This window comes from Paractinoplanes aksuensis, from assembly GCF_024137025.1.
In the GTDB taxonomy this organism is placed as follows: domain Bacteria; phylum Actinomycetota; class Actinomycetes; order Mycobacteriales; family Micromonosporaceae; genus Actinoplanes; species Actinoplanes aksuensis.
Map to the genome: position 1 here is coordinate 26,723 of NZ_JAMYJR010000012.1, position 17,926 is coordinate 44,648.

Below are 17,926 nucleotides of genomic sequence, written 5' to 3' on the forward strand. Positions count from 1 at the left end.
CAGTGGAATGATGGGCGCTGTTCAGGGTGAGAACACGGCTCAGTCTGACATTGACGTTTACGTCCGCGTCTCCGCCCCGCAGCCACTACGCCCAACACCCCGCGGCCGGGTCGCTTGGGTTTGTCCGCGGGACTGATGCCCGTGGGCCCGGTTGTGACTGACAGTCGGAACCCCACCGGCTGGGTCGCCTACCGGCTGGGTCGCCCACCGGCCGGGTCGCTCAACTGGCTGCGCTGGCATCATCTCCGCTGTCGTAAGTGGGCCAGGCTCGCCTGGCCGGGAGCGGGGGTAGCGCTGATGGGTGCTTTTGATGATCACGGGCGGGGTGCGCGGTCCGGGTCGGACGGTCGGGGCTCGGGCGGTGAAGCCGGCGCCTTCGGATCGTCTCCCAGCGCGGCTGGGCCGCCGTGGCATCACGTGGTTGGGGGTGCCCCGCGGATTGCGGGCGCGACGCTGATCTTGGCGGGGCCGTTTGCTGCGCAGAACGGGGTTGATGACGACAGCGAGTTTCAGCGGGTGTGGTCCTACAAGGGATCGGTCGACTCCGTCACCGTGGATATCAAGCGGGTTGAGTCGGGAACTGGCTGGCACCGGCCTCAGGGGTGGGCCGAGGCGGCCTCGCGGGAGGCTGGGCACATCGTGGTGGGGTTGGCCGGGGTCGGCGACGACGGCTTCGCCACGGTTGATCGGCGGCAGGTGGGCTTGGACCGTCCGCTTGTCCGGGCCGAGGCCACCTCGGGCAACGCGACCGTCAGTGTTCTCCTGCATGTTGACGGGGTGGTCGCGGGCGAGGCTGATCTGGCCCAACACTCGGCTCGGTTGATTGCCACCCTGGACGAGGTGGTCAGCAGCCTGCGCCCGCTCTGATCGCGTCAGGATCAGTGCACTCCGGCCTTCAGTTGGGTGGCTACCTGCTTGACGGCGTCGGCCAGGTCGGGGAGTTGGCGGTTGGCCACCGAGCCGGCCCGGACGTTCGCGGTGACCAGGGCGCTCTGTGCGGTCTGGTCGGCGGTGCCGGTGGCCCGGCCGATGTTGTGGTTCCAGATGGTCGTCGATGCAGCCTCGGACCTGCTTGGTGATCTCGGCCGAGAGCCACTTCTTGTCGTCGTTGGTCAGTGCCACGGGAATGTCCTCCAGGCGCCAGGAGGCCGTCGAGGCCTCGAGTGGGGTGTCGTACTTCGCGGAGAAGTGGGCGTGACCCGTGTGCGGGTCCTTGCCGGTGTACTCGTTCTGCTGCCAGCCGTCGGAGGCCGACCAGATGCGGCGGTTGAAGATGATGTAGCGCACCCGTTTCTCGGCGCCGGAGCGGCAGCGGGTCAGCAGGAACTGCACCGCCGCCTCCATAGTGGTGCCGGGCAGGCGCAGGTCGGCGTCGATGTCGAGGGCGTGCACCTCGTTGAGGTTGTCGGCGTCCTTGTGGCGCAGGTGCACCGACCGCTCGTCGGGGGTGTGGTCCGACGTCGAGTGGTGGTTCTTGTCGCCGATCGTGCCCTCCTCCTGTTTGTCGCGGTGCGGGGCGAGGTCGTCGAACTCGTCTCGCAACCGCAGCAGGCAGGGCACGACGATCCAGGTCGGCATGGGTCACCTCGCGGGTAGTTCCGGGTCGGGTCACCCGGTGATGGGCCCGCGGACACCTCCCGGATACGTCGTCCCGCTGACACAATGCGGGCATGGATGAAGCGACTCGTGAAGAAACGAACGGGGAGCCGGGCCTGAACCGGCGCGCGTTCTTCGGCCGGGCCCTGCTTCTGGCGGGCGGCGCGGCGACCGTGCTGACCCTCTCGGGCTGCCCGGGTGGCGACGGCGATGACGACGGCGACGACGACGATGGTGGGGACGACGACGACTAGGTCCATCCCCGCGGTGATAGGTACCTGTTGGCATATATGAATCTATTGATGTGTGTGACTGCCACTTCCTAGGCTGAGATCGATTCAGACCTAGGGGTGGCAGCATGCACGGTCGCGGCGAAATCCTGGCGACTATCGAGAGCCGCCTGGCCACCGGTGGTGGCGTGGCCCTGTACGGGCCGGCCGGCATCGGCAAGACGGTGCTGCTCGAGGCGGTCGCCACGGCCGCGGAGGCGCGCGGTGAGCTCGTCGTGTGGTTGCGCCCGGTGCGCAGCGAAAAGCTTATTGCGTACGCGGGAATCGCCGATCTCATAGCGCAGCTGCCACAGCCCACGCCGCCGCAGACCGCGCTGCCGCAAGCCACGCCGCCGGAAACCGCGCTGTCACAAGCCGCGCCACAAGCCGCGCTGTCCCGTCCCCAGCGGTCCGCCCTGGCCGCGCTGCGGCAGGGTATGGCCCCGCGGGCCGGCGCCGCTTCTCGAGCCCGCCGCCTCGTGCTGCCGCAGTTGCTCGCCCAGAGCGCCCGGCTGCGGCCCGTACTGCTCGTGCTCGACGACTGCCAATGGCTCGACGCCGAGTCGGCCGACCTGATCGCCTTCGCCATGCGCCGCCGTCCCGGCCCCGGAGTCCGAGTGGTCGCCGCTGAGCGCCGCCCCGGCCCCGGAATCCGGGTTGGAGCGGTCGAGCGCCGCCCCGGTCCTGAGGTCCGGGTGGGGGCGGCCGAGGGTCGTTCGGGCAATGAGGTTGGGGTAAGGACGGCCGGGCACCGTTCCGGTCCTGAGGTCCGGGTGGGGGCGGCCGAGCGTCGTTCGGGTCCTGAGGTCCGGGTGGGAGTGGCCGGGCACCGTTCGGGTCCTGAGGTCCGGGTGGCAGCGGCCGAGCGTGGTTCGGGTCGTGAGGTCGGGGTGGCAGCAACCGAGCGTGGTTCCGGTCCCGAGGTCCGGGCGGGAGCGGCCGAGCACCGTGCGAACCCCGACCTCCGAGTGATCGCCGCCCAGCGCCATCCCAGCCCCATCACCCGGCGCCGGGCCATCCGGCTCTGCCCGGCGCCCGCGGTCGAGCTGGAGGTCCCGCCGCTGGCCGCGGACGATCTGACCGCGCTGCTGGAGGCGCGGGGCCTGCCGTGCCGGGTGGCCAGCCGGATGCACGAGGTCAGCGCGGGCAACCCGTTCCTGGCCCTGAGCCTCGGCGCGGCGCTGCCACCCGGACCGGCCTGGCGTCCGTCGCCGCTGCCCGAGCCGGCCCGCGAACTGTTGCTCGGCCGCCTCACGGGCCTGCCCCGGCCGACCCTCCTGTTGGCCGCGCTGGCCGCCCGGCCAACGGTGGCGCTGCTGCTGCGGGCCGGACGCGAGGACGCCGTACGGGATCTGCGTCTGGCCGCCGAGGCCGGTGCGGTCACGGTCGACGGCGAGCAGATCCGCTTCACCCCGCCCCTGCTCGCCACCGTGATCGCCGAGGACGCGTCGGCCGTCGAACGCGCCGAGGCTCACGCCGCGCTGGCCGCGGGCGCCGTCGACGATATCGAGGCTTTGCGCCATCAGGCCCTGCGCAGCTCGGTGCCGGACGCGGCAGTGGCCCGCGCCCTGGCTACCGCCGCTCAACGCTGTGCCGCGCGCGGGGCCGGTCGCACCGCGGCCGAACTGTTCCTGCTGGCCGCCGACCGCTGCCCGCACACGTGTACCGCCCACCGGCTCGACTGGCTGGTCGCCGCCGCTCGCAGCGGCCTCAGCGCCGGACTCCCCGCGCTGGCCGGACGCGCGGCCGAGGCGGTGCTGGCGGCCGACGCCCCCGCCGCTCACCGGGTGCAGGCCCGGCTGGTGCTGATCGACCTGGCCGGGCAGGGGCTGGCCGAGATGGGGGAGATGGTCGCGGTGGCGCTCGAGGAGGCCGGCGACGACTCGGCCCTGTCGGCCCCGGTGCGGCTGCGGATGACCTGGGCGTTCCTGCTGACCGGCGATCCGGACCGGGCCGGGGACGAGGCGGCCCGGACCGCGCTGGCCGCCCGCCGGGCCGGGGACCCGGCCACCGAGGCCATGGCGCTGAGCGTGCTGGCCCAGATCCAGCGGCTGTGCGGGGACCCGGGCTGGTCCGACACGCTGACCGAGGCGCTGGTGCTGCCCGCCGCGCCCGCGCCCGACTGGCTGCACTACGGCCCGCGGTACGTCGCGGCCCGCTTCGCCATGATGGACGACCGGCTCGACGAGGCCCGGGCGGCGCTGCTCAGCCTGCTGGCCGTCGCCGGGCCGGACCGGGTGGGGGAGGCGCGGGTCTGCGTGCTGCGCAGCCTGTCCGAGGTGGCGACCCGGGCCGGGCGGTGCCGCGAGGCCCTCGACTATGCGCATCAGGCCGTGCGAGCCGCGCAGCGGGCCGGACTCAGCCCGGGGCCCACCTGTTACACGGCGGCCATCGCCGAGTTGGCCGGGGGCAGCCTGGCCGCGGCGGCCGGGTTCGCGGGCCGGGGCGTGCGCGCCTCCGAGCAGGAGGGCGACACCCTCTATCTGCGCCGCAACCTGCACGCGCTGGGCCAGGCCGAGCTGCGGGCGGGCCGCACCCGGGACGGGGTGACCGCGCTGCGCCGCCTGCGCGACCTGGAGGCGGGATCGGGCGGCGGCGACCCGATGATCGTGCGCTGGCACGGTGACCTGGCCGGCGGGCTGGCCGCGCTGGGCGAGCAGGCCGAGGCGGCGGCCACCCTGGCCGCGGCGCGGGCGGCGGCGGACCGGCTGGGCGGCCAGGGGCTGCACGGCTATCTCGACCGGGCGGCGGCGGTGGTGCTCAGCGAGAGCGGGCACGCCGACTCGGCCGTGCAGCTCTCGGCGGCCGCGGCCCAGCACTTCGCGCGGCTGCACCAGCCGATCGAGCAGGCCCACGCGCTGCTGGTGCAGGGCAGCGCCGAGCGGCGCCGGCGCCGGTACGCCGCGGCCCGCCTGGCCATCGGGGCCGCGCTGGCGATCTTCCTGGCGGCCGACGCCAAACCGTGGGCCGAGCAGACCGAGCGGGCCCTGGCCGGGGCCTCGGCGGCCGGCACGACCCCGCTCGACCTGGGCCTGACCTCGACCGAGCTGCGGATCGCGGCCCTCGTGCGCGACGGCGCCAGCAACCGCGAGATCGCCGTGCGGCTGTATCTGAGCGTCAAGACGGTGGAGGCCACGCTGACCCGGATCTACCGCAAGCTGGGGGTGCGGTCGCGGACGCAACTGTCTTCTCGGATGGCGACCGTGGTGTCCGAAGTCACCAAGAGTGCCTGACCAGCCACTTCACCACGGACAGTGACCTCGGCTACAGGATTGGGGTGGCCCCCGTCACCTCTGAACCCCACTGTTTACCTGCGTGATTTGGGGATGAAGCGTGCCTCGTGGAGTGTTGTAGAGGAAGGCGACGAGGCCTATCGCCATCACAATCCGTAAGGAGACGGCCATGCAGTTCACGACCAAGCTTCGCGACGCCCGCACGGTTCTGGCGAACCGCCGCACCATGCGGGTCGCCCACCGCCGGCTCGCCGACGAGCTCGCGTCGTTCCGCACCACCTCCGAGCGCGCCGAGCTCGACCAGCTCCTCTCCCGCCACACCAACGAGGAGACCGAGGTCATCCGGGAGATCCTCTACCGGCAGGACAGCGCGCGCCTGCAGAGCAGCAGCCGCCAGACCGCCGGCATGGGCGGATACCTGGGCTGACGCCCGCAGTAACCAAAAAAGCCGGCCGGGACAGACCCGGCCGGCTTCTTCGTGTCTGCTGTCAGTGCTGGCGGTCGTCCGAGCGGGCCCGCAGGCTGCCGGCGTGAGCCTTGGTGTCCGGGTCCTTCTTCGACTTCATCAGGCTGGCCACCGTGGTGATGGCCAGGACACCGATGATGACCCCCAGCGAGAGCGGGGTCGGGATCTCGGGGACCGAGGTGTTGATGTCGACGTGCAGCCAGTGCAGCACCAGCTTGACGCCGATGAAGGCCAGGATGACCGACAGGCCCGCGGACAGGTAGACCAGGCGGTCGAGCAGGCCCTTGACCAGGAAGAACAGCGCACGCAGGCCGAGCAGGGCGAACGCGTTGGCCACGAACACGATGTACGCCTCGTTGGTGACCCCGAAGACGGCCGGGATCGAGTCGAGCGCGAACAGCAGGTCGGAGCTGCCGATGGCGATCAGCACGATGAACATCGGCGTGACGACCCGGCGGCCGTCCACCTTGGTGATCATCTTGCCGTCGATGTAGTCGTCGGTGACCGGCAGGACCCGGCGGCTGAACTTGACCAGCGCGTTGTCCTCGACGTCGGGGTCGACGTCGCGGTGCCGGAACAGCTGGACCGCGGTGAAGATCAGGATCAGGCCGAAGATCAGGAACATGAACGAGAACAGGTTGAGCAGCGTCGCGCCGAGCATGATGAAGATGACCCGCAGGATCAGCGCGATGATGATGCCGAACGTCAGCACCTCTTGCTGATACTTCTCGGGCACGGCGAACGTGGCCATGATGATCACGAACACGAACAGGTTGTCGACGGACAGGCTCTTCTCGACGATGTAGCCGGCGAAGTACTCGGCGCCGAAGTCCCAGCCGGCTATCTGGCCGAAGACGACACCGAACGCGATCGCGACGGCGATGTAGAAGATCGACCAGACAGCCGCTTCGCGGAAGCCGACGGCGTGGGGCCGGAACACGCCGACGGCCAGATCGAGGGCGAGCAGGGCGACGATGACCCCGATGGTCAGCGTCCAGCCGAGCGCGGTGACCTCAAGCATGGGTATGGAACCTCCGGGCAGTAAGCGGGGCGGCAACCGATCAATCCTCCCCGCTTACCCTGGGAGCTTGCTGAGCAATCCGCCGCTTATCCAGGGACTTTACCCGGGCCGGAGGCTCACGCGGCCCGTTATCGCCGCGCGGCCGACTGCTCCTGGCGATGATTACTCAGAGTAGAGAAGCGACGAGGGCTGCACTCTCCGTCATTGACGCTCACGGTCATCGGCGCTCCTCGATCGGGGTACACCAAATGCATAGATAGACGTGCATTAAAACGTTAACATTGCTTTACGAGCCCTTCACGGAGCTCTCATAGTCGCAGGTCAGAGCGCTGAGGCAGGATGCATCGGCGATCTCACCACATCGGAGCGAAACTTTGTCTGATGAGGACGTTGCGCTGAGTTGACCACGCTGGCATGCTACCCGATGTCGTTCTGGGGGACGCACACCGTAACGTTCGCTGTACGCAGTGGGCATCACTTTCGGTAATCACCTGGCGGGGAAGGCCGAGATAACCCCTTGTGACATCGAAGTGGAGAGGAGACGTGCCGTGACCGCATCGGCACAGCTACCCCTCGCCGACGATCTGTTTCTCACGGCCCATGACTCGGTCAAGGGCAAGTGCCTGCTCTCCCCGGCGACGCTGGGGCTGGGCATGGCGTCCGCCCTCATCGGCGAACTGGTGCTCTGGCGCCGCGTCGACGTTGTGGACGGCAAGATTCAGATCATCGACGACCGCCCCACCGGCGACCCCGCCGCCACCGCCGTCCTCGACCAGCTGCTGCGCGAGGGGCATCATCGCGCCGTCCGCGACTGGATCTCGTTCCTGGCCACCGGTGTGGCGACCGACCTGGTCGAACGCCGTCTCGCCCGCTCCGCCCTGGTGCAGCGGCAAGAGAAGCGCGGCCTGTTCGGATCCAAGGTCACCTTCGTGCCGTCCGACTCGATGATCGCCGGGTGGCCCGCCACCCGGGTCCGCACGTTCATCGGCCGCGGTGAGCTGCTCGACATCCCCGACCTGGTCCTGGCCGGCCTGATTCTGGCCACCGGCCTCGACCAGCACGTCTTTCTCACCCTCGACGCCCGCGGCCGGGGCCAGCTCTTCGACCAGCTCAAGCGCCGCCTCCCGGCCATGCTGCTCGAACTGATCAGCCAGGCCGAGGCCGCGGTGGGCGACGCCGTGATGGCCCGGCGCGCCTGAGCACTCTCACCACCCTCTAACCCCCTTCTCAACCCCCTATCTGGAGATCGGTGTGTCTTCGACCGCAACAAAACCCCCACAGAGCCAGCTGTCCACAGCGCTGGCCAAGGACCGGCTCGGCGTCGCCGCGGTGGTCTTCTTCGTCATGTCCGCCGCGGCCCCGCTCACCGTGGTCGCCGGGGTGGTGCCCACCGGCATCGCCGTCACGGAGCTGACCAGCATCTCGATCGCGTTCGTGGCCGTCGCCGTCGTCCTGGCCATCTTCGCCGTCGGCTACGTGGCCATGGCCCGGCACATCGCCAACGCGGGCGCCTTCTACGCGTACATCTCGCAGGGAATCGGCCGGCCGCTCGGCGTCGGCGCATCGTGGGTCGCGCTGCTGGCCTACAACATGTTCCAGATCGCGGCCTACGGCGGCTTCGGCGCCATCGCGTCCCCGCTGTTCGACAAGTGGTTCGGGCTCGACATCCAGTGGTGGATCCTGGCCCTGGTCGTCTGGGCGCTGACCGCTGTGCTCGGCGTCCGCGATGTCGCCGTCAACGGCAAGGTGCTGGCCACGCTGCTCGTGGCCGAGATCGTGGTCGTCTTCGCGTTCAGCGTCGCCGACCTGTTCTCGCCCAACTTCGCCGCGTCCTCGGCCCCGGTCGACGTGAGCAGCCTGGTCGGCGCGGGCTCGGGCGCGCTGCTGGCCATGGCCATCACCGGCTTCGTCGGCTTCGAGCAGTCCGTGGTCTTCAGCGAGGAGTCGCGCGACCCGCGCCGTACGGTGCCCCGGGCCACGTACATCGCTATTGCTCTCATCGCCGTGCTGTACGGCTTCGCGGCGTGGTCGATGATCTCGGCCGCCGGCCCCGACGTCGTCGGCCGGGCCGGCGCCGAGGGCCCCGACCTGTTCTTCAACGTCGCCTCCGACCAGCTCGGCGGTCGCGCCGTCGACCTCGGCTACGCGCTGTTCCTGACCTCGTTGATCGCCGCGATGATCTCGTTCCACAACATCATCGCCCGCTACATGTTCTCGCTCGGCCGCGAAGGGGTGCTGCCCCGCACGTTCGGCCGCACCGTGCCCGGCACCGGCGCGCCCAAGAACGGCTCGCTCGTGCAGAGCGCCCTCGGCCTGACCGTCATCGTCGTCTACGCCGTCGCCGGCTGGGACCCGCTGGTCAACCTGTTCTTCTGGGGCGGCAGCGGGGGCGGCATCGGCGTGCTGCTGCTGATCACCCTGACGTCGTTCGCGGTCATCGGCTACTTCGTGCGGCACCCCGAGGGTGAGGACTTCTGGCACCGCCTGGGCGCGCCCGTCCTCGGCTCGATCCTGCTGGTGATCATGTCGTACCTGGCCCTGAGCAACATCGCCACGCTGTTCGGCGTCGAGCCCGGCAGCGAGCCGACCTGGGTCGTGCCGCTGGCCTTCGCCGTGCTGCTGCTGGCCGGCATCGCCTGGGCGCTGATCCTGCGGGGCAGCAAGCCGCATGTGTACGCCGGTATCGGCCTGGGCGCCCGCAGCTCCACCGCCGCCGGCACGGGCGGGTTCACCGCCGCTCTCTCCTCCACCGACAACCAGAAGGACCAGCTGTGACGTTCCCCCCGATCCGCCCCGCCCGTGACGAGGAGATCCCTGCCGTCGGGCACCTGATCAGCCTGTCGTTCTTCAACCTGGACGCGAACGCCTACCTCGTTCCGTCCGAGGCCGACCGGCTCAAGGTCATGGCCGACTTCTTCACGCTGCTCACCGAGCACGCCCAGAAGTACGGCCGGGTCGATGTCGTCGACCTGCCCGACGGCACCGGCCTGGCCGCGACCGCTGTCTGGTTCGACTACACCAAGGAGTCGCCGGACCCCGAGGCGTACGAGGAGAGGCTGCAGGCCTTGGCCGGCGACTACATCGACCGGTTCGTCGCGCTCGACCTGCTCTTCGAGAAGCACCACCCGCACGACGCGCACTGGCACCTCGCCTTCCTGGCCGTCCACCCCGACCACCAGCACCACGGTCTGGGCGGCGATCTGATGCGTACGGTGCACAACGAGCTCGAGGCGGCCGGCGTGCCCGCCTACCTCGAGGCCACGAACGAGAACAACGTGCGCCTGTACCGCCGCAGCGGCTACGCCGACATGGACCCGTTCGAGATGCTGCTCCCCGACGGCACCCCGTTCTTCCGGATGTGGCGCGCCGTCTGAGTTCCCTGGGGGACGCGGCCACCGTCCGGTCGCGTCCCCTGCCCTCACCAGCTGAAGGCGGGCCCGCGCGCCTTGCCACCCGGGATCAGCGGGCGCTGCGTGTACTCCCACGTCTGCACCAGCACCAGCTCGCGCCCGCGCGGTGGCTGGAAGTCGACCGGCCCGCAACTGTGCTTCAGCGCGAAGTCGGTGAACATCAAAGCCTTACAGGTGTACGGCCCGGCGACCACATCGTCCCCGGCCGCGTCCCGCAGCGTCAGCGAGATGTCGAGCTGAAGTCCCGGCATGGCTTCCATCTGGCCGATCACCCGTACGCCGCTTCCCACCGCATGGCACGGCCGCGCCAGCACCGGATGGCCGAGATCCCAGTCGTACTGATCGCCACAACGCCACGGCCCGAACTTGGCCTCGACCCGCCCACCACCCGGACCGGCCGAAGCCCCCACACCAGCCGGCCCGGCCGACGCCCCGACCCCGACCCCCGCTCCCGCACTGGTGGTCGGCCCGGCCGGACGACCCGCACCCCCACCCTCACCGGTCCCGGCCGGCGCGACCGGTCCACCGGGCAGACCGGGTAGCCCCGACCCCGACTCCGGCGGCAGGCCGGGCCCGCCGCTCGGCAGCGCCGACACCCTCGGCGGAGCCGACGAGCGAGGCCGGGCGCCAACGGCGGCCCCGGCACTCGGCTGCACCGAGGCCTGAGGTGCTGCGGCAGCCGGGGAGTCGCCACCCGAGTCGATCAGCTGCCACGCGTTGAAGCCGCCCAGCCCCGACAGCGCCACGGTCCCCGCGAGCAGGGCCGCCATCGCCCAGGGGCGCCGCCACATCCACGACTTCGGCCCGTTGCGCGGCCGTTTGCGAGAAGACACCGGGCGTACGGAGGGATGGGACACTGCCCGCAGGCCGAGCTGCGCGGTTCCGCCAGTGACGACGGTGGCGTCACCCGGCGCGGTCAGGGCCGGAACGCCGGCGGTCGAGCGGGCCAGCTCCCGCAGCGCGACCCCCAGCTCGGCGGTGGTCGGGCGCTGCTCCGGGTCCTTGGCCAGGCACCAGTCGATCAGCTCCCACACGGCGTCGGGCAGCCCGGCCGGCCGTTGCGGGGTGTCGTCGAGGTGCCCCCGCAGCACGGCGAGCGGCTCCCCGGCGTACGGGGGAGTGCCGGTCAGAAGTTCGAAAAGGACGATGCCCGCCGAATACACATCGGACGCGGGCACGGCCTCACCCTGAATAGCCTCGGGCGCCATGTAGTGCGGCGTGCCCACGATGGCCTGCGGCGTGGTGAGCCCCGCCGTGTCGAGCACCCGCGCGATGCCGAAGTCGGTGAGCCGGACCTCGAGCCGCCCGTCGTTCTGCTGCAACAGAATGTTGTCCGGCTTGACGTCCCGATGCACGACCCCCAGTTCGTGCGCCTGGGCCAGCGCCGCCGCCACCTGGGCCAGCAGATCGGCGGCGTCGGCCGGCGCGAGCGTGCCCTCGGCCCGCAGGTGGTTGCGCAGGCTACCCCCGGCGACATAGTCCATGACCAGCGCGAGCGACCCACCCGCGCTGAACAGGTCCCGCACGCCGACGATGTTCTCGTGCCGCATCATCATCAGGATCGTGCGCTCCTGCACGAACCGTATGACCAGCTTCGGCTGACGCAACAGCCCTTCGTGCAACAGCTTGACGGCCACATCGGCCCCGGTACTCCGATCGATGCCACGCCACACTGTCCCGGTGGCGCCATGCCCGACCGGGCACACGAGAACGTACGAGTTGCCGACACAACGCCCACTGAGGTCGGCCGTAGCCGCCTCACCGGAAACACTGCCGGTCACGGAGGGGAAAGACTGCACCTGAAGTCGAAACCTTCCTGTGGAAACCGTTTGACCCGATTCGCGACGCCGATGGTCCCGATCGATCCCTCCACAAGCAACCAGAACCCACCCGTTCTCGCACGCACGGCGACTCCACCCCTCACCCCGTCACCCCCGTACCACTTTGGTCGTTTCACCCTCAATCGGACTGTCTTCCCGCGCCGATCGGGCCGGCCGTCTCCGACTCACCCCATCGCGCCGCGGCTACCCGAACACGGCTCGGCAGGCGACAGGTCCGCGACACCGTCCATCGCCTGAAGCCGTAGCAGCAACACGCCGCCCTCGAACCAGCCGTAACCGCAACCACCCACACGCGCAACCGGCACGGTACGAACGCGAAACCCAAGTCCAAGGCCCGCCTGCCCGACCGAACGTCCCGCCTCATCCCCAGCGCGGCAGCCGGACCCCCGACCCGCACGGGTTTCCCCAGATCAGCCCTGCACCCAGAGAAGCGCCGCCCACAACGCAAGCGCTAGGTGAAACCCAGGCAAGGGTGGGGGGGCCCGGGGGGGGGGGGGGGGGGGGGGGGGGGGGGGGGGGGGGGCCGCGCCCCCCCCCCCCCCCCCCCCCCCCCCCCCCCCCCCCACCCGTCCCAGCGCGAGAGAGCCGCGGTCTTACCCCGCACTGAGATTCAGCTCGAAGCTGTAGCGACTGGCCCGATAGACGTGGCTGCCGTATTCGAGGGCGCGCCCGCCGGCGTCCCAGGCCGTGCGGGTCATCGTCAGCAGAGAGGCGCCGCGCTTCTCGGTCAAGGTCTTGGCCTCCGCCGACGTGGCCGAGCGGGCGCCGATCACCTGGGTGGCGATGCGCGGCGTCAGCCCGTTGCGGCGCAGCAGCTCGTAGAGCCCGTGCGTAGCCAGATCATCCTGGGTCAGCGGCAGGACATCCAGCGGGATGGCGTTGTGCATCAGCGCCAGCGGCTCGCCCCCCGCGTACCGGAGGCGTTCGATCCAGGTGACCGGGGTCCCCGGCGCCACCTCGAGCGCGTTGGCGATCAGATCCGGGGCCGGCATCACTTCGAGCCGCAACACTTCGGTGCGCGGCGCCCGATCACCCGCGACGAGGTCGTCGTACAGGCTGGACAGTTCGACCGGCCGCCGGACCTTCGGGTGGACGACCTGCGTGCCCACCCCCCGCTTGCGGATCAGCATGCCCCGCTCGACCAGGTATTGGATGGCCCGCCGGGTCGTCGGCCGGGAGACGCCGAGGCGTTCGGCCAGGTCGACCTCGTTCTCGATGCGGGCGCCGACGCCGATCTCGCCCTTTTCGATCAGCTCTTGCAGTCGCGTCGCGACCTGGAAGTACAGCGGTACCGGGCTGGTCCTGTCCACCTCGACCGGACGGACACGACCCTGCAGTTCGGACGTCACCGCGGATCCTCGCTCCTGGAGTTTGTCATGACAAAGTATTGACGTACGCGGCTCCAAGTTATTACATCGAAAGCAGCAAACCTAGGGTCGCCGGGTGACTACCGGTGGTCATCATCTTCTTTTCACCGCGCCGTAACGAGCACGGCAACTGGTGCGCTTCAGCGTGCCCACCTCGCGCCTTTCCAACGTCCGGAGGCTGACGCATGCCCGCCGACGAGGTATTGACAATGGGACGCATAGGCGTCGACCTGTACCCGCAGCAGATCGGCGCGTCGCTGCGGGAAGTGCGCACCTTTGCCAAGTTTCTCGGGGGCAGCGCGACCAATGTGGCCGTCGCCGCGGCACGCTACGGCCGGCGGTCCGCGGTCATCACGCGGACCGGGGACGACCCGTTCGGCGCTTTCCTGCACGACGCTCTGCGCGGGTTCGGGGTGGACGACCGCTACGTGACGCCGGTGGCCAGCCTGCCGACGCCGGTGACGTTCTGCGAGATCTTCCCGCCCGACGACTTCCCGCTGTACTTCTATCGGTTCCCCAAGGCGCCCGACCTCGAGATCCACCCGTCCGAACTGGACTACGACGCGATCCGCGCCGCCGACATCTTCTGGATCACCGGCACCGGCCTCTCCCAGGAACCGAGCCGGACCGCCACCCTCAACGCCCTCAAACATCGCAATAAATCAGGTATCACCGTTTTCGACCTCGACTACCGCCCCATGTTCTGGCAGTCCCGCGAAGAGGCCCGCCATTGGTACGCCCACGCCCTGCCCTACGCGACAGTCGCCGTGGGCAACCTCGACGAAGCGGATACGGCAGTGGATCAACGCCGGCCCAAAGAAGCGGCGGCCGCGTTGCACGAGGCCGGCATCGAGCTGGCGGTGATCAAGCAGGGGCCCGCGGGGGTCCTCGCTTCGAAAGCCGGCACACAGGCAGAAGTCCCCCCGGTCCCGGTCGAGGTGGTCAACGGCCTAGGCGCCGGCGATGCCTTCGGCGGCGCCCTCTGCCACGGCCTCCTGGCGGGCTGGGAGCTCGAGACGACGATGCGCTTCGCCAACGCCGCCGGAGCCATCGTCGCCTCGCGCTTGTCCTGCGCCGACGCCATGCCGACCGAGACCGAAGTCCGTGACCTGCTAGGGGAGGCCAAGCATGCCTGACCTCGACGACCTCCTCGACATCCGCACCCGCCGCCCGGCCGCCATCGCCGCCGCCGCCTCGGCCCGGCGCAAGCCGACCAGCCTGTTCGGCCCGCACGGCAAGCTGATGATCATCGCCGCCGACCACCCGGCCCGCGGCGCGCTGCGGGCCGGCGACGACCCCCTGGCCATGGCCAACCGCACCGACCTGCTCGACCGCATCCGCACAGCGTTGGCCCGCCCCGGCGTCAACGGCGTGCTCGGCACCCCCGACATTCTGGAAGACCTGCTGCTGCTGGGCGCGCTCGACGACAAGGTCGTGATCGGCTCGATGAACCGGGGCGGGCTGGCCGGCACGTCGTTCGAGATCGACGACCGGTTCACCGCGTACGACGCCGAGAGCATCGCCGCGGCCGGCTTCGAGGGCGGCAAGATGCTGTTGCGCATCGACCCGGACGACCCCGGCACCGTGGCCACGTTGCAGTCGTGCGGCGCCGCGGTCGGCGAGCTGGCCGCCCGGCGGCGGATGGCCATGGTCGAGCCGTTCATCTCGCACCGGGTCGACGGCCGGGTCCGCAACGAGCTGACGGCCGAGGCGATGATTCGCGCGATGACCGTCGCGGCCGGGCTGGGCACCACGTCGGCCTACACGTGGCTCAAGGTGCCGGTCGTCCGTGAGATGGAAAAGGTCATGGCCTCGACCACGCTGCCCGCGCTCATTCTCGGTGGGGAGGGCGAGGCCGCGTACGCGGAATGGCGCAAGGCTCTTGACCTGCCGACCGTGCAGGGTCTGGTGATCGGCCGCTCGCTGCTCTACCCGGCGCGCGGTTCCGTGACCGACGCGGTGGACCGGGCGGTGAGCCTGCTGTGAACACCCGGGTCAACCCGATCATGCCGCGGGGCAGCACCGCCGAGAAGCCGTTCGACGTGGTGGTGACGCCCGAGAACGCGGGCTGGACGTTCAGCGGGCTGCGCGTGCTCGACCTGCCGGTGGGCTCGCGCGCGAAGTTCGTGACCGGCGAGGACGAGATGCTGGTGCTGCCGCTCTCCGGTGGCTGCGACGTGACCTGCGACGACGAGCGGATGACGCTGACCGGGCGGCGCTCGGTGTTCACCCGGGTCACCGACTTCGCCTATCTGCCCCGCGACGCCACGGTGACCGTGCGCGCCCCCAACGGCGGGCGGTTCGCGCTGCCCTCGGCCCGGGCGACCCGGCGGCTGCCGTTCCGTTACGGCGCGGCCGAGGACGTCGCGGTCGAGCTGCGCGGGGCCGGGCAGGCCAGCCGGCAGGTCAACAACTTCTGCACGCCGGAACGGTTCGAGGCCGACCGGCTGATCGCCTGCGAGGTGCTGACCCCGGGCGGCAACTGGTCGTCGTACCCGCCGCACAAGCACGACGAGCAGGGCGAAGGCGAGTCCTGCCTCGAGGAGATCTACTACTACGAGGTCGCGGCCTCGCCGGACGGCGCCGCGGGCAGCGCCTACCAGCGGGTCTACGGGCATGCCGACCGGCCCATCGAGGTCTGCGCCGAGGTGCGTACGGGCGACGTGGTGCTCATCCCGTACGGCTGGCACGGCCCGTCGATGGCCGCCCCCGGCTACGACCTCTACTACCTCAACGTCATGGCCGGCCCCGGCGCGCGCGAGTGGCTGGTCCGCGACGACCCGGCGCACGGCTGGGTGCGCGGCTCGTGGAACGGCGTGCCCGTCGATCCGCGTCTGCCGCTGACCGACCGCAACGAGAGGACGCGTTCGTGAGACTCACCGTGGGCCAGGCCGTGGTGCGGTTCCTGGCCAACCAGTGGACCGAGCGGGACGGCGTCGAGCGCCGGGCGATCGCCGGCTGCCTGGGCATTTTCGGGCACGGCAACGTGGCCGGGCTGGGTCAGGCGCTGTTGCAGGCCCAGCGCACCGGGGAGGCCGACCTGCCCTACCGGCTGGCCCGCAACGAGCAGGCGATGGTCCACACGGCGGCCGGGTTCGCGCGGATGACCAACCGCCTGTCCGCGTACGCCTGCACCGCCTCGATCGGGCCGGGCTCGACCAACATGCTGACCGGCGCCGCGCTGGCCACGGTCAACCGGCTGCCCGTGCTGCTGCTGCCGTCCGACGTATTCGCCACCCGCGCCGCTTCGCCCGTGCTGCAAGAGCTGGAGGATCCGGGCGGGTACGACGTCTCGGTCAACGATGCCTTCCGCCCGCTGTCGCGGTTCTTCGACCGGGTCTGGCGGCCCGAGCAGCTGCCGTCGGCCCTGCTGGGCGCGATGCGGGTGCTGACCGACCCGGCCGAGACGGGCGCGGTCACCCTCTGTCTGCCCCAGGATCTTCAGGCCGAGGCGTACGACTTCCCGGACGACCTGTTCGGCCGGCGCGTCTGGCACATCGCCCGGCCGGTGGCCGAACCCGCCTTCGTCGAGCGCGCGGCCGCCGTGCTGCAGAACGCGCAACGCCCGCTGATCGTCGCCGGGGGCGGCGTCATCTACTCCGAGGCCTCGGACGAGCTGGACCGGTTCGCCCGGGCCACCGGCATCCCGGTGGCCGACACCCAGGCCGGCAAGGGAGCGCTGAGCTGGGACCACCCCAACTCGGTGGGCGGTGTCGGCTCGACCGGCACGCCGGTGGCCAACCGCCTGGCCCGCGAGGCCGACGTGATCATCGGTGTCGGCACCCGCTACAGCGACTTCACGACCGCTTCCCGTACGGCCTTCCAGCACCCCGACGTGCAGTTCGTGAACATCAACGTGGCCGGTTTCGACGCCGCAAAACAGTCGGCCCACCCGATCGTGGCCGACGCCCGCTCGGGCCTGTCCGCGTTGCTCACGGCGCTCGACGGCCGGCAGTTCCCCGGCGACCATGCGGCCGAGGTCGGAGCGTGGCAGGCCACGGTCGACCGGGCGTACCACCTGGGACATGGACCCCTGCCCGCCCAGACCGAGGTGATCGGGGCGGTGAACGAAGCGTGCGGAGCACGCGACGTGGTCGTGCAGGCGGCCGGCAGCCTGCCCGGCGACCTGCAGATGCTGTGGCGGGCGCGGGATCCGAAGCAGTACCACGTCGAGTACGGCTACTCGTGCATGGGCTTCGAGATCGCGGGCGCGCTCGGCATCAAACTGGCCGACCCGAGCCGCGAGGTCTTCGCGATGGTCGGCGACGGCAGCTATCTCATGATGGCGCAGGAGATCGTCACTGCTGTCGCTGAGGGCATCAAGCTCATCATCGTCCTGATCCAGAACCACGGGTTCGCCTCGATCGGCGCGCTGTCGGAGTCGCTCGGTTCGCAGCGCTTCGGCACCAGCTACCGCTACCGCAGCGCCGACGGCGACTACGACGGCGCCCACCTGCCCGTCGACCTGGCCGCCAACGCCGAGAGCCTGGGCGCCCACGTCATCCGCTGCCGCACGATCGCCGACCTGGCCGACGGCCTGAAACGCGCCCGCGAGGCCGACCGCCTCACCGTCCTGCACATCGAGACCGACCCCCTGGCCCCGGTGCCGTCCTCCGACTCGTGGTGGGACGTGCCGGTGCCGCAGACCTCATCGCTGGAAAGCACTCGCGAGGCGCACGTCGCTTACGAGAAAGCCAAGCGTCTCCAACGCCCCTATCTGTAA

14 protein-coding genes are annotated in these 17,926 nt (G+C 70.6%); 10 read left to right on the forward strand and 4 right to left on the reverse strand.

From position 1 onward, the window contains the following. Positions 1-57: 57 nt before the first annotated feature. On the reverse strand, positions 58-1,578 hold the full coding sequence (locus M1L60_RS12175; RefSeq protein WP_253237484.1) for a hypothetical protein: 1,521 nt from the start codon (positions 1,576-1,578) through the stop codon (positions 58-60). A 92-nt stretch (positions 1,579-1,670) separates the two neighbouring features. On the opposite strand from M1L60_RS12175, the gene M1L60_RS12180 reads away from it, so the two are divergent. The 3 genes from M1L60_RS12180 (at position 1,671) to M1L60_RS12190 (ending at position 5,525) form a co-directional block, all read left to right on the forward strand. Next, positions 1,671-1,850, forward strand: a complete 180-nt coding sequence (locus M1L60_RS12180) for a hypothetical protein (RefSeq protein WP_253237485.1) — start codon at positions 1,671-1,673, stop codon at positions 1,848-1,850. A 104-nt stretch (positions 1,851-1,954) separates the two neighbouring features. Continuing rightward, positions 1,955-5,098, forward strand: a complete 3,144-nt coding sequence (locus tag M1L60_RS12185; protein WP_253237486.1) for a LuxR family transcriptional regulator — start codon at positions 1,955-1,957, stop codon at positions 5,096-5,098. 169 nt (positions 5,099-5,267) lie between these two features. Continuing rightward, positions 5,268-5,525, forward strand: a complete 258-nt coding sequence (locus M1L60_RS12190) for a hypothetical protein (protein WP_253237487.1) — start codon at positions 5,268-5,270, stop codon at positions 5,523-5,525. Positions 5,526-5,586: 61 nt separating this feature from the next. On the opposite strand, the gene M1L60_RS12195 is transcribed toward M1L60_RS12190, so the two are convergent. Continuing rightward, entirely contained in the window at positions 5,587-6,585 is a 999-nt protein-coding gene (locus M1L60_RS12195; protein WP_253237488.1) for a TerC family protein, read from the reverse strand. Positions 6,586-7,133: 548 nt separating this feature from the next. On the opposite strand from M1L60_RS12195, the gene M1L60_RS12200 reads away from it, so the two are divergent. The 3 genes from M1L60_RS12200 to M1L60_RS12210 are packed head-to-tail and all read left to right on the forward strand — an operon-like array spanning position 7,134 to position 9,959. After that, the gene (locus tag M1L60_RS12200) at positions 7,134-7,784 is read left to right on the forward strand and encodes a GOLPH3/VPS74 family protein (RefSeq protein WP_253237489.1); all 651 of its coding nucleotides are present in this window, start codon (positions 7,134-7,136) and stop codon (positions 7,782-7,784) included. A gap of 52 nt (positions 7,785-7,836) precedes the next feature. Further along, entirely contained in the window at positions 7,837-9,360 is a 1,524-nt protein-coding gene (locus tag M1L60_RS12205) for an APC family permease (protein WP_253237490.1), read from the forward strand. Next, a complete protein-coding gene (locus M1L60_RS12210) occupies positions 9,357-9,959 on the forward strand; it encodes a GNAT family N-acetyltransferase (RefSeq protein ID WP_253237491.1) in 603 nt (200 codons plus the stop codon). Before M1L60_RS12205 ends, M1L60_RS12210 begins: the two co-directional genes overlap by 4 nt. Before the next feature lie 44 nt (positions 9,960-10,003). Here M1L60_RS12210 and M1L60_RS12215 read toward each other — a convergent pair whose 3' ends face one another. Continuing rightward, positions 10,004-11,794: a serine/threonine-protein kinase gene (locus tag M1L60_RS12215; RefSeq protein WP_308208454.1), complete on the reverse strand. Its 1,791-nt coding sequence runs from the start codon at positions 11,792-11,794 to the stop codon at positions 10,004-10,006. A 635-nt stretch (positions 11,795-12,429) separates the two neighbouring features. Then, positions 12,430-13,185 (reverse strand): GntR family transcriptional regulator, encoded by a 756-nt coding sequence (locus tag M1L60_RS12220; protein ID WP_253237492.1) that lies wholly within the window; start codon positions 13,183-13,185, stop codon positions 12,430-12,432. Between the two features lie 203 nt (positions 13,186-13,388). On the opposite strand from M1L60_RS12220, the gene iolC reads away from it, so the two are divergent. The 4 genes from iolC to iolD are packed head-to-tail and all read left to right on the forward strand — an operon-like array spanning position 13,389 to position 17,926. Next, on the forward strand, positions 13,389-14,339 hold the full coding sequence (iolC, locus tag M1L60_RS12225) for a 5-dehydro-2-deoxygluconokinase (RefSeq protein WP_253237493.1): 951 nt from the start codon (positions 13,389-13,391) through the stop codon (positions 14,337-14,339). Further along, positions 14,332-15,189, forward strand: a complete 858-nt coding sequence (locus M1L60_RS12230; protein WP_253237494.1) for a Cgl0159 family (beta/alpha)8-fold protein — start codon at positions 14,332-14,334, stop codon at positions 15,187-15,189. Before iolC ends, M1L60_RS12230 begins: the two co-directional genes overlap by 8 nt. Further along, positions 15,186-16,076 carry a 5-deoxy-glucuronate isomerase gene (iolB, locus tag M1L60_RS12235; protein ID WP_253237495.1) on the forward strand — a complete coding sequence of 297 codons (891 nt, stop codon included), beginning with the start codon at positions 15,186-15,188 and terminating at the stop codon, positions 16,074-16,076. Before M1L60_RS12230 ends, iolB begins: the two co-directional genes overlap by 4 nt. Next, on the forward strand, positions 16,073-17,926 hold the full coding sequence (iolD, locus tag M1L60_RS12240; RefSeq protein WP_253237496.1) for a 3D-(3,5/4)-trihydroxycyclohexane-1,2-dione acylhydrolase (decyclizing): 1,854 nt from the start codon (positions 16,073-16,075) through the stop codon (positions 17,924-17,926). The genes iolB and iolD overlap by 4 nt, the downstream gene beginning before the upstream one ends.